Source organism: Corynebacterium sp., from assembly GCF_030532715.1.
GTDB lineage: Bacteria > Actinomycetota > Actinomycetes > Mycobacteriales > Mycobacteriaceae > Corynebacterium.
Window position 1 is genome coordinate 415540 of sequence record NZ_JAUNKO010000002.1, and the last position, 15801, is coordinate 431340.

Consider the following 15801-nt stretch of genomic DNA (forward strand, 5'->3'; position numbering starts at 1 on the left):
CGTCCTTTCGTCGTAGTCGGGGTGATTTACCAAAATTATGATTAGCACAGGTGCGGAAACCTGCCCGCATTCGGGGGTGCTACTGGGTGTCGGAAAGCGCCAGTGCAGCGCCGGCAACACCGCTGGTCACGGCTAGTACTGCGGGCCACGCGCCGATCTTTTTGGCAAGGGGATGGGATAGCCCGAACGCGGCGATGTAGGCGGTGCTTAACCCGGCTGCCAACGGCACGCCGCCCTTGGCATACCAGCTGCGCGCCGCCCATACGCCAGCCGCGGCGAGGAGCGCTCCGCCGAGGGGACGGACCCCGGTCTCGCGGGCTGTGAGCCACCCACCGATGAGCCCAGTAGCCACAATAGGTGCAGTTTTAACTTCGGACGCGTTTTTGAACTTCATAGCAAACTAATGTACTCGCTTTAGTCGTTTCAACGTTCGGTGGGCTACAATTCGAACCGTCAGTGAGCTGGTCAAGGGAATCTCGGTGAGAATCCGAAACTGGCGCGCAGCGGTGATTGGGTACTACCCCCAAATTGGGAGTCGCCACTGGTCTTTCAGGCTGGGAAGGTGCATTGGGGGTGGGGTGATCCAACGAGTCCGAATACCTGCCGGCTCTTCGCTGGGCTCCTTTCGTCTCCGCGTTCGAGATGGAGGGGCAGTGTTGAAGGAGTTCCACATGACTGGAACTGGTGTGCGCAAAAACGCGCTCACCGTAGCGTTGTTCGTGCTGCTTTTGCTGCTCATCGCGGTGAGCTTTGTCATCTCATTGACGTTTGGTTCTGTCGACTACGCTCGTGGCGCCGTTTGGGAAGTTGTGTGGGCCCGGCTCAACGGCGCCAAGGGACCTGATCAGGCAATTGATTCAATTGTGTGGGAGTTGCGAGTGCCCCGGGGGTTGCTTGCGTTGATTGTGGGCGCTGGCTTGGCGCTCGCGGGCGTCGCAATGCAAACTCTTGTGCGAAACCCGCTTGCGGATCCGTACTTGCTTGGGGTTTCTGCGGGTGCCAGTGTCGGTGCCACCGCGGTATTGACCTTCGGCGTGTTTTCCTCGTTGGGTTTGTACGCACTTTCGGGTGGCGCGTTGATCGGTGCGCTCGTGGCCACGGCGACCGTGTACGGCATTACGATGGCTCAAGGCGGCCTCACTCCGTTGCGGCTGATCTTGTCTGGGGTGGTGCTTTCCTCGGCGTTCTCCGCCATGGCAAGCTTCCTTGTATTCAAGGGGCCAGATGCCCGTGCGGCGCAGGGCGTCATGTTTTGGATGCTTGGCTCCGTGGCGGGCGCACAGTGGAACAAACTTGCGCTTCCTTTTGCAATTGTGATGATCGCGGCGTTGGCATTAATGCTGATTTCCAACCATATGGACGCGCTGGCTGCGGGCCCCGATACCGCGGCCGCGCTTGGTGTTCGTGTAGGCGTTCTGCGACAGGTCCTGTTTTTTATCCAAGCGTTGCTGGTCGGCTGCATGGTCGCTGTCGCCGGCGGAATTGGGTTCGTGGGGCTGGTTATTCCGCATTTGGCGCGCATGCTGGTGGGGTCGTTGCACTGGCGCCTGTTGCCTATTGCGATGGCGACCGGCGCGCTGTTCTTGCTGTGGGTTGATGTCATTGCACGGGTGTCGGCGCCCCCGCAGGAAATTCCGTTGGGTGTTGTTACTGGTGTGCTCGGCGCACCAATGTTTTTGATTCTGATGGCCCGGGGCCGCTACCACTTCGGAGGCCAGAACTAATGTTCGATATTCGGGGTGTTGCGGCGGGCATCGGCGCAACCACCATTGTTCGCGATATTTCCTTTACTGTGGCGCGCGGCAGCATGACCGCACTCGTGGGCATCAACGGCGCCGGAAAGTCCACGCTGCTCCGCGGCATCGCCGGCATTACTGCACTGCACGCGGGTTCCGTACTGCTTGAAGGTGCCGATGTGCATGCGATGCGTCCTCGTCACCGTGCCCAACAGTTGACGCTGGTGGGGCAGGAGGAGTCCCCGCCTGGCGATCTCACGCTGTCTGAAATGGTTGCCCTGGGTAGGCTGCCGCATTTGAAGTCCTGGCAACTTGGTGGCAGCAAGGAACGCCGCATTGTCGCTGAGTCACTTGCCTTGGTCGGTCTCGCGGACCTTGCTGATCGTTCGTGCGATCAGTTATCCGGCGGCCAACGGCGCCGCGCGCTGCTTGCCCGGGGATTCGCCCAAGGGACTGATTTGGTGTTGCTCGACGAACCAACGAACCACCTTGACGTGCACCACCAGCTGCAACTGCTCAAGGTGTTGCGCGAATCGGGCCGTACCATTTTGGCCACGATTCACGATCTTGACCTCGCCGTTTCCCACTTTGACCAAGTGGTGGTCTTGCACGAGGGCTGCATGCTCGCGGCTGGCCCGCCGGAAGAGGTTCTGCTCCCACACCATGTGCGCGAGGTGTTTAACGTCCAGGCGATGTTAACCAAGCTTCCAGAAGCTACGCGCACGCACCTTATTGTTGATTCACTCTGATACAGGAGAAACCGTGAAAAAGTACACTCTTGCGCTGCTTACTGGTTCGGCGCTATTCCTTGCCGCATGTGGCGGCCAGACCGCCGATACGGTAGCTGATGGCGGCGTCACCATCACCAACTGTGGCAAGGAGGTGACGTATGCCCAAGCGGACAAACTGTTCGTCAACGACGGCAACATCATTTCGATCGCGCTTTCGGCCGGCGCCCAAGACAAAATCGCGAATGTTAGTTCGATGCAGCGTGATGTTGATATTTTGTCCGCAAAGTACGGCAAGGATGTCATTTCTGGCCTCGACAGTGTGGCCAAGGAATACCCATCCCTCGAAGAGGTCGTGAGCAAACAGCCCGACATTTTCGTTGCCGGTTGGAACTACGGGTTCGACGAAGGTAAAAACCTCACCCCGGATTCGTTGAAGGATCAAGGCATCGATTCGTACATCCTTACTGAGTCGTGCCGCCAGGAAGGCACCACCAAGCGGGGCATTGTGGATCCTTGGGAAGCCGTGGAAATGGACCTTGCCAACATCGGCGCCATCACCGGCAATAAGGAGACCGCCGACAAGGTTGTGAAGGATCAGCAGGATCGCCTTGCCGCGCTGCGTACGGCGGATCAGCCGGACACCGCCCCAGTGGCTTTCGTATTCGATTCCGCCTCTGATACGATTTTCACCTCGGGTAAGTTTGGCGCTCCGCAGGCGATCCTCGAGGCTGCCGGCGCGAAGAATGGCGCCGAGGATGTTGAGGATACCTGGACCAAGGTTGGCTGGGAGCACCTCACCGCAACCAAACCTGACGTGTTTGTGTTCGTCGAGTACCCCGGGCAAGAGTTCGAAGAAAAGGTGAAGATCCTTAAGGAAAACCCCGTCACTAAGGATCTCCCTGCGGTGAAGGAAAACCGTTTTATTAACCTCCCGTATGCGATGTGGACATCTAGCCCGCTGAACATTGATGCCGCCGAACATGTGCGCAAGGGTTTGGAAAAGTTCCAGCTTGCCCCGAAGTCGGATATTAAGCCTGCTCTGGCGTTGCCGGACAATCTCCCGGGTACGGAGTACTTTCAATAATCTGAAGTCTACGTAGCTAAGATTTCGCGACGATCCTAGGAGGATTCATCTTGAAAACAGTTTCCTTGTACTTAGGATCGGCTGCGATATCGTTGGTGGGCAATAGTTTGGCGATGGTGGTGTGGCCGTGGCTTGTTTTGCAACGTACAGGTGATCCGGCGGCCGCTGGCACTGTCGTCACGGCGATTGCTGTCCCTTCACTGATTTTCGCCATTTTTGGCGGCCATTTGATTGACACTTTTGGGCGTAAGCGCATGAGTGTTGTTTCGGATGTGGTGAGCGGGGCGTCGGTAATTGCGCTGATCGCTGTGGACACTTGGGGTCAGTTAAACCTCGCGTGGTTTATCGCTATTGGCATTCTCGGCGCGCTTGGCGACGTCCCGGGCATGGCCGCGCGCGCCGCCCTCGCCGGAGATGTGGCGAAGGCGTCCGGAAAATCTTTGGATATGATTTCGGGTGTTCAGCAGACGCTCATTGGGATGTCGATGTTCCTTGGGCCGGTGTTGGCGGGCTTGCTGTTGGCGAATCTTCCTATTTCCCAGGTGCTGGTGGTGACGGCTTCGTGTTCATTGCTTGCCGCGGCTTTGACCTCGTTAGTGCGTGTAACTGCGGGCGAGATGACTTCCGAAGCTTTCTCATTGGACGCGTGGTTGAGCATTTTGAAAGCCCCAATGATCCGCATTATGGCTAGTGCGCAATTCATTGGTTCTATGCTGGTCACTCCCTATTTGATGGTGCTTGTGCCGGCGCATTTTCAGAATGTGAATAACCCGACAATGATGGGTGTCGTCCACGCTGGCTACGCGGTGGGCATGATGGTCGGCGGCGCCGCGATTGCGGCTACGGGGTCCGGCAACCGCAAACTGGTGTGGTCTGTTTCCATGCTGTGCTTCACATTGGGGTTCGTGGGTATGGGCTTTTTGTCCAATCAGTGGATCTTGCTTGCGGGCATGGCCATCGCCGGCATTGGTGGGGGCGTGATCGGCCCTTTGCAGATGATTTTAGTCACCGAGTCAGTTCCCGAAAACTTGCGTGGCCGGGCGTTTTCCCTCTTTATGGCGATCGGCCAGGTTTCTGCCCCGTTGGGGTTTGCGGTAACCACGGTGATGCTCACCCAACTCTCAATCTATACGGTGGCCGTGTGCTTGGCGGGGGCGTGGATGCTATCGGCGATCGTTTTGACGCAGCGTGGATTGGTAAAAATTTCCGAACCGGCACCGTCGGCGTAACATCTCGGGGGTGAGTAGTTCGGTATTGCCTCAGCGGCAGGCGTGGCGCGCGTTGGCGGCGCTGTGCATAGGATTCTTTATGATCCTGCTGGATCAAACAGTTGTTGCAGTGGCTACTCCGCAGTTTCAGGTGGAGCTGGGGGCGAGCATCAACCAGGTTGTGTGGGTGACATCCATCTACCTTCTGTTTTTCGCGGTCCCGTTGCTGGTCACCGGCCGGTTAGGTGATCGGTTTGGGCAGCGGAATGTGTACCTTGTCGGCATGACGGTGTTCACGTTGAGTTCGTTGGCTTGCGGCTTGGCGGGGGATGTTGTGACGTTGATTGTGGCTCGCGCGGCGCAGGGGCTCGGGGCGTCGATAATGGCACCTCAAACGATGAGCGTAATCAACCGTGTGTTCGCACGTGAGCGTCGGGGATCGGCTATGGGGATGTGGGGCGCGGTCGCAGGTTTGGCCACGCTTGCTGGCCCCGTACTTGGCGGCGTCATCGTGGATTCCGTGGGCTGGCAGTGGGTGTTTTTCATTAATGTTCCCCTCGGCGTGCTATCTCTCACGCTGGTGGCGATGTGGGTGCCGAAGATGCCGCGGATGGCCCGCCGGATCGATTTCGCAAGCGTTATCGTCTCAATCGCTGCTATGTTCGGCGTTGTGTTTGCGGTGCAGGAGGGCCCGGAACTGGGTTGGCCGGCGTGGATCTGGTTGGTGCTTGCTGCCGGTTTCGTTTTCGTGGGGGTGTTTGTGTGGTTGCAGAAAACCGCGGAGGCGCGTGGCCGTGATCCGCTGGTACCGCTGGATATTTTCCGTAATCGCAATTTCTCTATTGGCGCGTTTTCGATTTCGATGATGGGTTTCGCGGTGAGCGGAACGATGCTGCCGGTGATGATTTTCTTGCAGGAGGGCCATGGGTTGAGCGCCCAGGAGGCGGGTTTTATGCTGGTCCCCATGGCGGTGATTTCGGGGTTGTTGGCGCCGTTTGTGGGGAGGTTGTCTGATCGCTTGGATCCGCGGATTTTGTCGGTGAGTGGTTTTTCATGCATGACGGTGGCGGTGCTTCTGCTGGTGGTGGTGATGCGTGATGGTGTTGGATTCTGGTGGGTTATGCTCCCGATTACGGTGCTGGGTTTTGGTAATGGTTTGGTGTGGTCGCCAAATTCGGCGACTTCGATGCGGGATTTGCCGGTGAGTAGTGTTGGCGCGGCGTCGGGTGTGTATAACTCGACTCGGCAGGTGGGGTCCGTGGTTGGCGCGGCGATTATTGGGGCGGCGATGCAGATGGGTGTTGCGGCGACGGATATTGCTTCTGCTATGGGTAATTCTGTGATTCCGGCGGTGGTTGCGTTGTGTTTGGGTTTGTTTGCGGTGTCGCGGTTCCGCAATCGCCTGTAGGCATGGCTGGGCGGCCCCGTCACGCTGGGTGTTTCGGGGCGCGCTAGCTTTAGAACGGGGGATCGCCCTCGTCTGGTGGGGGTTCCGCCGGTATCGGCTCAATGGGTTTCGGCGGTGGTTTCGGTGTGCGCCGTTTTTCCAGCAGGGAGTTGAGGTTTGTGCCCCAGTCTCCGAGCCCGCCTCGTTTAGCGAGTCGCAGCGGCACTGGGAACGTAAATCCTGGCCGCAGCGTGAGGTTTCCTAGCGGGTTGCCTATGATGCCCGCGATTCTGCCTTCCGGTGGCGTGACAATCGTTTCTCCTGCGATGACCCAGGTGACGGTCCCGTCGTTGGCCATGGTGCAGGAGACCCGCTGGTCGGTTTTGTAGTTGTGGTGCTTTTTACACAGGCATTGCAGGTTCACGTAGGTGGTCCATCCGCCGTCTTGGTAGCGGATAACGTGGTCTATTTGGCATTCGGTGGCGCGAACGTTGCACCCGGGGTACCGGCAATGCCCGTCTCGTAGCCGCACGGCTTCTTTCAATTCCCGCGGCGGTGTGTAGCACGTCAACCGGATTTGCGTAAGTTTTTCAAGGTCGAAGTACGTGTAGTTTTGCTTGAACAGTTCCTGTTGTGCGGCGGTGAGGATCCCGATGTCTTCCACATAGTCTGGTTGGAAGTCCACCGGTTGCGGGCCGGTGCCAAAGAAGTGCACTGTCCAAGATTTTGGAAATTCCAGCACTTCATCTTTGAGGAATGGCAGTGCGAATGCTTCCGCGTGGGTGAGGTCGTGTTTTGTGGCAAGTGCGTCTACTGCTTGGGCTACGGCTTCTACCACTTCGGTGGGAGCCTCAATATTGAGGTGGGAGTAGCCGGGAATGTATGAGGGGAAGATTAACACACTTGAGCTCGGGGTGAGTTCTTGGTCCACTTCACCTGCAAGCTGTAGTTTCTTAACGAACTCTGTGGTGATTGCCTTGATTTTCGATGCATTCGGCACAGCTTGGTTGGCCCGCGATGCAGTCAGTGCGCGCACGAGGAACACGTCGATGCTGTGCCATGCGTCCGCGTTGTCGAGCGGCACGAACTTGGTGGCGGATTCAATCGCACGTAGGCGCGAATAGTCTAAGTGGCCGAGGTTGAGTGCGTGCTTTGTTAGGTGGGGCAGGCGCAGCAGGGTTTCAATACAGTACAACCAGTTGCGTTGCACGTGCGCGCTCGTGTTGTAGATCACCGCATACTTCGAGCAATGCGTGCCCACATCTTCACCTAATGGGTCGATGTGGTGTTCTAAATGCTTCCGCAGGATGCCGCGGTGATACGCCATAGTGAGCGGATCACCGTCGGGGTTATTCAGACCGTAGAACTCCCCCTTTGGCCCCATGAGGGCGACGAGCTCCTCGCGGGTAATGGTTTCCATGGGGGACCCTCCGATAATTGGTTGTTAATGTTTCCCTGCTCCCGATGTTGTTACCACTTATTCTACCGTCAGGCTGCAAACCTGACAAGAGCCAAAAATGTGCACTTCATCACAGTTATATTCGGCGCGAAACTGAACCGCTGCGCTCTCAATCGAACGCTGCTTCCCTCACTCAAAACCCTCCCGCCCCACAAAACCAACCAGCCCACGCCAAACCCCCCCCCCCCCCAAACCCACACACCCACCCCCCCCACCACCCCCCCAAAAACCCCCCCCCCGGGTGTTAGACCCAGGCGACCAATCCCCGGAGGGGCACGATGCGGGAGTCTGGGATGCTGTAGATGCCGCGTTTTTTGGCTACCCAGCCTGCGCTTTCGAGGGTGGAAATGTGGTGGTATGCGGTGCCTGCGGAGGTCACCACTTTTTCGTTTACTAGTTCCATTACGCTGGCGGGTTGTTGGAGGAGGTGCCGTATGATGTCGGTGCGAATGGGGTGTGAGAGTGCTGAAATTCGGTTGAGGGATTCGTTCCAAGCGGCGTCGGTGAGTGCTGCGGCGGGTCGTACTCGCTGGTAGCTGATGTGGCCGATGGGGAGTTCGACGTCGCCGGAGAATTCGATGGTTCCGGTGGTTGGCGCGGCGGGGTGTTCGGCGTTGTAGGCGTCTTCGAGTGCCGCGATTCGTGTTTCTAGCGCGGCGATTCGGGCGTCGAGTTCGCTCGTGTGAGGCATGGTGTACACGCTAGCAATATTTTAAAATTCTGGGTTTTGGTTTGATCGCCGGTCCCCGATCACAGGTACGTCGCCTCTCGACGCCCCGCCTAGCCACCTTGCTCACACGCCCACTGTGGTTTGTCCGGCTGGGGAATCGTTGTGATTGTTATCGCTTGTTTGGGTGCCCGTTTGGTTTGCATTTTGGTGGGGTTTGCGCGCGGCGTCGTGAAGCGGTTGCCGTTTGGCGTCGCTGTGCTGGGGTTTCTTCGGAGCGCGGGGGTCGTTGGGTGTGGGCAACGGCGGGTTGTGGGTGGTTTTGGTGAGGGGTTCGCCACAGATCGGAGTTCTGGTTCACTTCCGTTCGGGCAGATTCAAATCGTACCGGCTAGTATCGGAACTATGCGTATTGCCACACTGACCTCCGGCGGCGACTGTCCGGGATTGAATGCTGTTATCCGCGGAATTGTCCGTACCGCCTCCTCGTATGGGTCGACGGTTGTTGGTTATGAAGATGGCTGGGTTGGTTTGATGGAGGATCGCCGAATTCAGCTGTATGACGATGAGGGAATTGACCGGATTTTGCTCCGCGGCGGCACCATTTTGGGTACGGGTCGGTTGCACCCCGAGCGGTTCAAGGCGGGGTTGGAGCAGATCAAGGAAAACCTTGCGGATGCTGAGATTGATGCCCTGATCCCTATCGGCGGTGAGGGTACGTTGAAGGGTGCGAAGTGGTTGTCCGATAACGGTATCCCCGTGGTCGGCGTGCCTAAGACTATTGATAATGACGTCAATGGCACGGACTACACTTTTGGTTTTGATACCGCGGTGTCGGTAGCTACGGATGCGATTGATCGGTTGCACACTACGGCGGAATCCCATAATCGCGTGATGATTGTGGAGGTCATGGGCCGTCACGTCGGCTGGATTGCGTTGCATGCGGGCATGGCCGGTGGCGCCCACTACATTGTCATTCCCGAAGTTCCGTTCGATATTGCCGAGATTTGTAAGGCTATGGAGCGTCGTTTCCAGATGGGGGAGAAGTACGGCATTATTGTCGTCGCGGAGGGCGCGTTGCCGAAGGAAGGCACGATGCAATTTGATGAGGGCGGGGTGGATCAGTTTGGGCATCAAACCTTCAACGGCATCGGCCAGGTTATCGGTGATGAAATCAAGCAGCGTTTGGGCCACGATGTGCGCACGACGACGCTGGGGCACATTCAGCGCGGCGGCACCCCGACGGCGTACGATCGCGTGCTTGCTACCCGGTACGGTGTGCACGCGGCGCGGGCTTGTGAGAATGGCGATTTTGGCAAGTGTGTCGCGTTGCGTGGCGAGCACATTGAGCTGATCGATTTGCAGGAGGCGGTGGGCACGTTGAAGGTTGTGCCGAACGGCCGCTATCGGACCGCACAGGCGTTGTTCGGGTAATTGTTTGGTTGTTAAATCACCCCTGAAAAACCATGTTGGGCAGTCGACGTGGGGTATTTCAGGGGTGTTTTTCTTACGCAAAAGTGTGCGATTTTCCCAGCTGGGACCGGTTTTGTATGGCCGCGTTGTTATCTTGATCTTTGGAAATTGTTCCGATGTTGAGAGGTGTTGTGCGCCGTGGCAGATACGAAGACCGCGTCCCCAACTGTCGCCGATGATGGCTGGGTGGACGCTGGTAGTTATAGTTTTAAACTTCAGGACGGCGTGATCGTTGCCCGCAATGATAAGGGCCGGGTGTTGAAGACGGTTCCAGCGAAGGCGAAGAAGCTGCCGCAGTTCGAACAAATTGATGGTTTGCGCGTGTTTCTTGCCCAGCATGAGGAGCATTGCCTGTATACCGTACGCCGCTGGTTTTTGCATGGGTTGCCGGTGCCCGTGAGTGTGCTGTGCGCGGTGTGGCCGGATCCGTCGTGGCGCAAGTTTTTGCGCGATGTGGTCGTTTCTGATGGCCAGATCACCGGTTTTTTGCGCGCGGCGGATGATGCCGGGGTGCAGATCGTGGATCTCGACGGCGAGTCGAACACAATTGCTTATAGTGAGGCGGCGACCGTCATGTTGCAGCACCCTGCGGTGATGGCGGAGCTTGAGGAATGGCGCGAATTCGCCGTTGAGCTGGGCATTAGTCAAGGGTTAGATCAATTGTTCCGCGATGTGTACCGTAAGCCTGCTGATTCGGATGGTCAAAAGCGGGCTATGGCTGCCTATTCGGACGGGAATTATGGTCGTGCGGCGCATTTGTTTGGTCGTGCGCGTGGCGGCGGTTTTGTGGTCACCATGAATCAGGTTTCCATCGATGTGCATGAAGATGGCAGGACGGTTTCTGCGGAGTTGGGCATTGATGCGTATGACATGGGCGAAGAGGCCATCATTGGGTCGTTGTCGTTTACGGAACGTGGGGTGTTGTTGCCGGCGGATAGGGTCGGTCCGATCGCTTGGTCTGAGGGGGTCAGAATGTGTGAGTTTGTGTATGCGGGTCGCACGATTACTACGGATGGAGGGCAGTAAGCAATGGGGAATGATGTGCTGGAATTGGGCGGTATTTTGCCGCTCGATCAAGGGTGCCCTGATCAGGCGAGTCACTTGTTGGCGGTGCAGTTTGATTACCATGGCCGTCCGATCGTGCGATTGGTCGCGGAGGAACTTGTTACGGCGGAGGAATTGACGCTCGGAGCGCTGGGAGTGTCGAGTGAATGTTCCCGTGAGGTGGGGGCGGTGGTGCAGCGTGCGGTGGGTTTTCCGGCGTGGCCGATTATGCATGATCCTGACAATGCGCGGCACGCGTTGAACCTTGTGGGCGATCTTGAATGGGCGCGTAAAAGTGCCCGCAACCGGCCGAAGCAGGTGAAGGAGCGCTTTGATGCTCTCACTACCGAGCTCACGGCGTCGGCGCCGCATTTTGTGCCGACGTTGTTGGAAGAGTTGAGTCGGATTTTCTACGAGGCGGATAGTGACAAGCTTGCGCGCCAGTATTTTAGTAAAGCCCGTGAGATCGAGCGTTCGTACGATATTCCTGTTGACCCTGACCGGCACCAAGCGGTGTTTTTAGAGTTTGCGATTGCGGGTGTGGTTTCGGCGCGTGATATGACCATTGAAACGACTGCTGCCTTGCAGCGTTTCGCCGACCCCAAGGACGCGTATGAATATTTGTTCACGGTGAACTTGGAGCGGGTGCGTGCTGGTGTGGAGCCATACGCGTACCTGGTGCGTGATTTGCGCAAAGCCGGGAAAGCGGCCGGTATTGCTGCCGCCGAGGTGGATAACCGCATTATTGATGCTTTTATGGAGCTCAAAGCGACGTATCATGCGCCGGCGGGTTTTTGGAAGGCGATTCGCCGTTCGTTGGTGCCTCGTGCGGCGGAGGTGCCGGCGGTTGCGGCATTTCTGCTGGCCACCAAGCCGGCTAGTTTTACGCTCGAGCAGTATTTTGAGTTGCTCAATGCGGCTGAGGCTTTGGTGAAGCTGCGGCAGGATCGGCCGAAGCACGCCGCATGGTTAATCGACGTCATTAATAGGTATTCGGTGCACGGTGGCGATGAGGCGAGCCTTGTGCTCAGCGAGGTAAATCTTGCGGCGGACGCGTTGCAGGATCGCACGATTACGGCGGCGCTTCGATGGTTGCCGCTGAGTGTGCTTGATGCGTTGCTTGAGTATGGGGTGCATTTCCACACTGTCGGTGGGACGCACTATTACTCGCACCCTTGTTGGGATACCTGGTTGGAATCCGAATACGCTGCCGATCGTCGCCCATTGGCGTTTCTTGCGAAGCACCCTACGTTCCGGCGTGATTTGCTGAATGACCTCACGCCTAAGGCTATCGCTACGCACGTCGACGTGTTCTTAGCTAACGAACCTGCGTTTGAGATCGTGCTTGAACGGTTGGACGAGTACATTGAGCAGCGCTCCCGGGAGGCTGGCAGTATTCCGCGGATAGGTTCGTTCCTTGACTCTGTGGCCACGGAATTGTCCGACCCGAAGTTGCGCGCAGCTGCCGGTGGGCGGATTGAGCAATTGTTGGATTTCGACGCCGCGGAATCGCTCCAGCTCGCCATCCGAAGCGGTACGCTGGCTGAATACACGTGGCCGACGTATGAGCAAGCCTTGGCGCGGGTGCGTGAGCGTTCCGGCACCAACGATGTGCGAGTGTTCGAATCGTACCCGGCGGTGGCAGTGGCCAGCGGATCGTTCGTTGAGGTCATTGACGGTGAAAAAGTTCTGTACAGCGGCGAGCTGCCCGTCACGCATAGTAGGGTCTCTTCCGCACGTTTCGTCGATGGGGACGTGGTAGTGACGTACATGCCCCAGAATACTTATCGCACGCAAGTGATATGGCTTGACGGCGGCGCGCCCAAGGTTGTTGATTACATTAATGGTTCGCTTCAGCGGTATTCTTTGCCTGTCGCACAGGGCCGGTTGACTGCGCATGGTTTGATTACGCCCGGTGACGTTTCGTTCGGTTCCGATGCCGGTTCGGTGTTGGCTTCGGACGCCACGGGTGCGCCTTCGGTGGGCGTGCGTTACGAGTGGAGCATGCATCGGTGGGATGGGCACCAGCGCTACCCGTGGACACTGGAGGGCATTAAACCGTTGGCTGAATTGCTTGGCCTTGACCGGTTTGGTTTTGATGCCTCAACTTATTTCGAGAGCGCGAAATTCGCCATAAACTCGTGCGTGGTTATCCCGGCGCAACCTACTACCCAGGACAGCCCGTTTGGTCAACTTGACGGGGTGCATATCAGCCTTGCTGTGCTCGATGGGGGCAAGTGCAAGATTTTCAGTGCACTTGGAAACTTCGAGGTGGGCGATGCATGCGGCTTTGTTGTGCGGCGACCAGGTGGCGGTTTTTGGCTGGGGAGTACTGATGGCTCGTCGCGGTTAGCAGATATTGATTCTGGGCTTCCCGTTGCTGTTGCCACTGTTGCCGGTGTGAAGGCCGATGTTGAGTATTTGCCGGAGGCTGGTTGGCATCAGCTGCAACCTCGAGATGTGAAGGCTAGCGCGGTGATGCGCGCGTACACGCGCCAACAGGCGGAGCGGGTGTTGGCGGCGTTGCAAACCACATCGGCTGATGCGGATGTGCGGGACGTTCTCGCGCAGCAGTTGGGCACCACCGATCCATCCGTTATCGAACCTGTCGTGAGCATCGCAGAGACAGTGCACCAGTACACATCTCGGTTTGAAAAGATGCTCTCTGAGAGCATGCAACCCGCGCTTGGGATACCGGGACAGCCGGGGAACACGCTGGTCACTACGGAGGCGCTTGCGGCCCTGAAAGACTTTGCGGACTTTGGGTATTCCTACACCCCGCAGAGTGTTTCGGAGATTGCGCTCGCCATCGGGGCGTTGCGGGACGGTGGCACCGACACCGAGGTGTTTGAAAAGTACTCGAATCAGTTGGGCTGGTTGCGGTTATCCGGTCAAGAACGGTTCCTGCTCGCCTTGGTGGGCTCACCGATGTTTGCGGAGGTGTATGGGGAGCAGGTGCTGCGTGATCTCATCTTTTTCTTGCGCCGGTGTGTGGAACTCGGTGTGCTCGCTGCTGGTCGCCGCTATGTTGAGCTCCAACCGCTCGAGGATCGCGTGGTGAGTAAGCGGGAGGTGATTGCGGAGTTACACGATTGCAATGTGTTGGCGTTCACCGATGTTTGGGGGAGCACAAGCACATGGCATGTAGTCAAGGCGTGGGTCCCAGCGACACGACGTTCGAAGTTTGGTGCATTGTCCGTCATGAACGAGGGCAAGGATTTTTCGCTGGATGCGCCTGCGTTTCTTGCCGGGCTGGATGCGATTGAGGAGCAGTTGACCGGTCGCCGTTTGCGGGTGGAGACGTTGTCGAAGTTGGCACAGCACACGCCGCTGACGCCCGAGGGTGTGATGTACATGTTCACGGGTATGTTTGGTTTGCGCACGTGGGACACGTCATTTTTGAGCGCGGAGCAACGCGAGGTTTACGGTTGGAAAGCCACCACGGCAACGGCCGCGCGCATTCAGGTACGTGCGTTTGATGAGCATCTTCGCGGTGTGCTTTCGGCGGCGGTGCCGCAGGATAATGTGGCGGACTATATTCACCATGGCCCGGATGCCGACGCCGTGCTGAGTTACTGGAAGCAAATGTACGGCCCGGTGGAACTTTCGTTGACTAATAAGGAGTACACGACCCTGAATTCCCAGGTGGAGTGGTCGGGTTCGACATTATTTCGGATGATCATGGGCGAGGCTTCCGCATTGGGCAATGGTGAGTCCTTGTCTGCGTGGCAGCGTGAGGAATTGTTGGGTTGGCTGTTGACGTTGGCGGAGCAGCGGAGTTTGGATGATCCAACTCGACCATTGTTGGCGCAGCGTTTGGCGTGGTTGCGTGGGCTTGCGGAGCGCAATTTGGGTCAGATGGCGGCCGACGCGCGGGAGAAGCTGGTTGCGGTGGATTTCGGCTCGGAATTTGAAAAACTCCCGAACGCCAGGCAAGCGGATTTCCAGGCGCGGTTGCTGGCGGAAGGACACTTCGATGCCTTGATCGACGACCTGCGTGAGGTGTACGCGCGCCCAGGCGACCCCCACGACCCTGCGGTGAGCGCACCGGAAATTGTTGACGCCGTGGCGAAGCACCATGAGGTGAGTTTCGACGCCGCGCGCTACTACCTGCAGCTGTTGGCGTTGATGCGTCCAACTGATGCAAACATTCGGTTGTGGAATGGTTGGCGGAAGAAGGACATTGATCGCGCCTCTGAGGAGCTGGTGGCACGCGGGTTGATCGAGCAGGCCACGCGATCGGGTGCTGGCCGTAGCAGGTTTTTGCCGGGTGGTTGGCTGCGCGGTATATCGGGCTCGAAACCTGTCGAGGTGTGGAAGGCGCCGCTGTATTTGTTGTGGCAGGATTCCGCAGTGCGGCCGATTGTTACCGGCGCTCCGGCGTTGGTGCCGCTGGCGAAGTTGTTTGCCCAGGCGTGGGATCGTTGTGTAACCGGGGATGCTCCCGGCTACCAGGAGTTGGAGACGGTGCGGTACCGGTCGCGGCGTCGATAGACCAGTTGTGTCGAGTGGGCCCCGTAGTGGCACGCGGGGCCCACTCGGTGTTCGATCGGATGTGCGCGGACGCCAGTGGGGAGTGCGGGGGCATTTTGGGCTGGGCGCGTCGCGTCGCGGTGGTGGGGGTATATGTGCAGCAGACGTGTTGGCCACCAATATTTGCTGAGAATGATTGCGTGTTTCCCACAGGAACGACTTCCGATTCTTCGCATTCCTCATTGTGGCTTTAACTTGTTGTGTGGAATTCGTCGGGTTTTCCGTCAGATTTGCAGCCGCGAGTTTCTGTGTGCTAAAGCGCGGCAAAGTGGCAGAGTTTCGTCGGGGAATGGTTGGTTGTTTCCGCTGTAATGTTCCCGTGCGACGTTGGGGGCGTGTTCCGGTCAGTTTCTTTGCTGCCTTTCATGTGAGTGTGGCTGAGAAACGCTGTGCACTGGGGTTGCGTCCGCGGTGGGGTGGCGAATGCGCGCACTCGGCGGCAGGCCTCCCGCGGTTCGAAAAGTCGTCCACAAAAGTAT

At 57.9% G+C, this 15801-nt stretch carries 11 protein-coding genes and 1 riboswitch; of the genes, 8 read left to right on the plus strand and 3 right to left on the minus strand.

Features of this window, described 5'->3' with window-relative positions:
• Positions 1 to 79 precede the first annotated feature (79 nt).
• The gene (locus tag Q4D83_RS04995; RefSeq protein ID WP_303173505.1) at positions 80 to 394 is read right to left on the minus strand and encodes a hypothetical protein; all 315 of its coding nucleotides are present in this window, start codon (positions 392 to 394) and stop codon (positions 80 to 82) included.
• 20 nt (positions 395 to 414) lie between these two features.
• A riboswitch (cobalamin riboswitch) is annotated at positions 415 to 623 on the plus strand.
• A gap of 48 nt (positions 624 to 671) precedes the next feature.
• Between Q4D83_RS04995 and Q4D83_RS05000 the strand changes: the two genes are divergently transcribed.
• The 5 genes from Q4D83_RS05000 to Q4D83_RS05020 are packed head-to-tail and all read left to right on the plus strand — an operon-like array spanning position 672 to position 6167.
• A complete protein-coding gene (locus Q4D83_RS05000) occupies positions 672 to 1724 on the plus strand; it encodes an iron ABC transporter permease (protein WP_303173506.1) in 1053 nt (350 codons plus the stop codon).
• Positions 1724 to 2485, plus strand: a complete 762-nt coding sequence (locus Q4D83_RS05005; RefSeq protein WP_303173507.1) for an ABC transporter ATP-binding protein — start codon at positions 1724 to 1726, stop codon at positions 2483 to 2485. Before Q4D83_RS05000 ends, Q4D83_RS05005 begins: the two co-directional genes overlap by 1 nt.
• Before the next feature lie 34 nt (positions 2486 to 2519).
• A complete protein-coding gene (locus tag Q4D83_RS05010) occupies positions 2520 to 3551 on the plus strand; it encodes an ABC transporter substrate-binding protein (RefSeq protein WP_303173602.1) in 1032 nt (343 codons plus the stop codon).
• Between the two features lie 50 nt (positions 3552 to 3601).
• The gene (locus tag Q4D83_RS05015) at positions 3602 to 4780 is read left to right on the plus strand and encodes an MFS transporter (protein ID WP_303173508.1); all 1179 of its coding nucleotides are present in this window, start codon (positions 3602 to 3604) and stop codon (positions 4778 to 4780) included.
• Positions 4781 to 4790: 10 nt separating this feature from the next.
• Positions 4791 to 6167 (plus strand): DHA2 family efflux MFS transporter permease subunit, encoded by a 1377-nt coding sequence (locus Q4D83_RS05020; RefSeq protein WP_303173510.1) that lies wholly within the window; start codon positions 4791 to 4793, stop codon positions 6165 to 6167.
• 49 nt (positions 6168 to 6216) lie between these two features.
• Here Q4D83_RS05020 and Q4D83_RS05025 read toward each other — a convergent pair whose 3' ends face one another.
• Positions 6217 to 7566, minus strand: coding sequence for an HNH endonuclease (locus Q4D83_RS05025; RefSeq protein WP_303173511.1), 1350 nt, complete (start codon positions 7564 to 7566; stop codon positions 6217 to 6219).
• A gap of 283 nt (positions 7567 to 7849) precedes the next feature.
• A complete protein-coding gene (locus tag Q4D83_RS05030) occupies positions 7850 to 8296 on the minus strand; it encodes a winged helix-turn-helix domain-containing protein (protein ID WP_303173513.1) in 447 nt (148 codons plus the stop codon).
• 381 nt (positions 8297 to 8677) lie between these two features.
• Between Q4D83_RS05030 and Q4D83_RS05035 the strand changes: the two genes are divergently transcribed.
• From Q4D83_RS05035 to Q4D83_RS05045, 3 genes are all read left to right on the plus strand, one after another.
• Entirely contained in the window at positions 8678 to 9706 is a 1029-nt protein-coding gene (locus tag Q4D83_RS05035; RefSeq protein WP_303173514.1) for an ATP-dependent 6-phosphofructokinase, read from the plus strand.
• A gap of 177 nt (positions 9707 to 9883) precedes the next feature.
• Positions 9884 to 10771, plus strand: coding sequence for a DUF4132 domain-containing protein (locus tag Q4D83_RS05040; RefSeq protein WP_303173516.1), 888 nt, complete (start codon positions 9884 to 9886; stop codon positions 10769 to 10771).
• 3 nt (positions 10772 to 10774) lie between these two features.
• A complete protein-coding gene (locus tag Q4D83_RS05045; protein WP_303173518.1) occupies positions 10775 to 15283 on the plus strand; it encodes a hypothetical protein in 4509 nt (1502 codons plus the stop codon).
• The last annotated feature ends 518 nt before the right edge of the window (positions 15284 to 15801 follow it).

Bases quoted from the DNA above. Each gene is read 5' to 3' on its own strand.
- Q4D83_RS05025 (WP_303173511.1), bottom strand. From the start codon at position 7,566: ATGGAAACCATTACCCGCGAGGAGCTCGTCGCCCTCATGGGGCCAAAG.
- Q4D83_RS05045 (WP_303173518.1), top strand. From the start codon at position 10,775: ATGGGGAATGATGTGCTGGAATTGGGCGGTATTTTGCCGCTCGATCAA.
- Q4D83_RS05005 (WP_303173507.1), top strand. From the start codon at position 1,724: ATGTTCGATATTCGGGGTGTTGCGGCGGGCATCGGCGCAACCACCATT.
- Q4D83_RS05000 (WP_303173506.1), top strand. From the start codon at position 672: ATGACTGGAACTGGTGTGCGCAAAAACGCGCTCACCGTAGCGTTGTTC.
- Q4D83_RS05035 (WP_303173514.1), top strand. From the start codon at position 8,678: ATGCGTATTGCCACACTGACCTCCGGCGGCGACTGTCCGGGATTGAAT.
- Q4D83_RS04995 (WP_303173505.1), bottom strand. From the start codon at position 394: ATGAAGTTCAAAAACGCGTCCGAAGTTAAAACTGCACCTATTGTGGCT.
- Q4D83_RS05030 (WP_303173513.1), bottom strand. From the start codon at position 8,296: ATGCCTCACACGAGCGAACTCGACGCCCGAATCGCCGCGCTAGAAACA.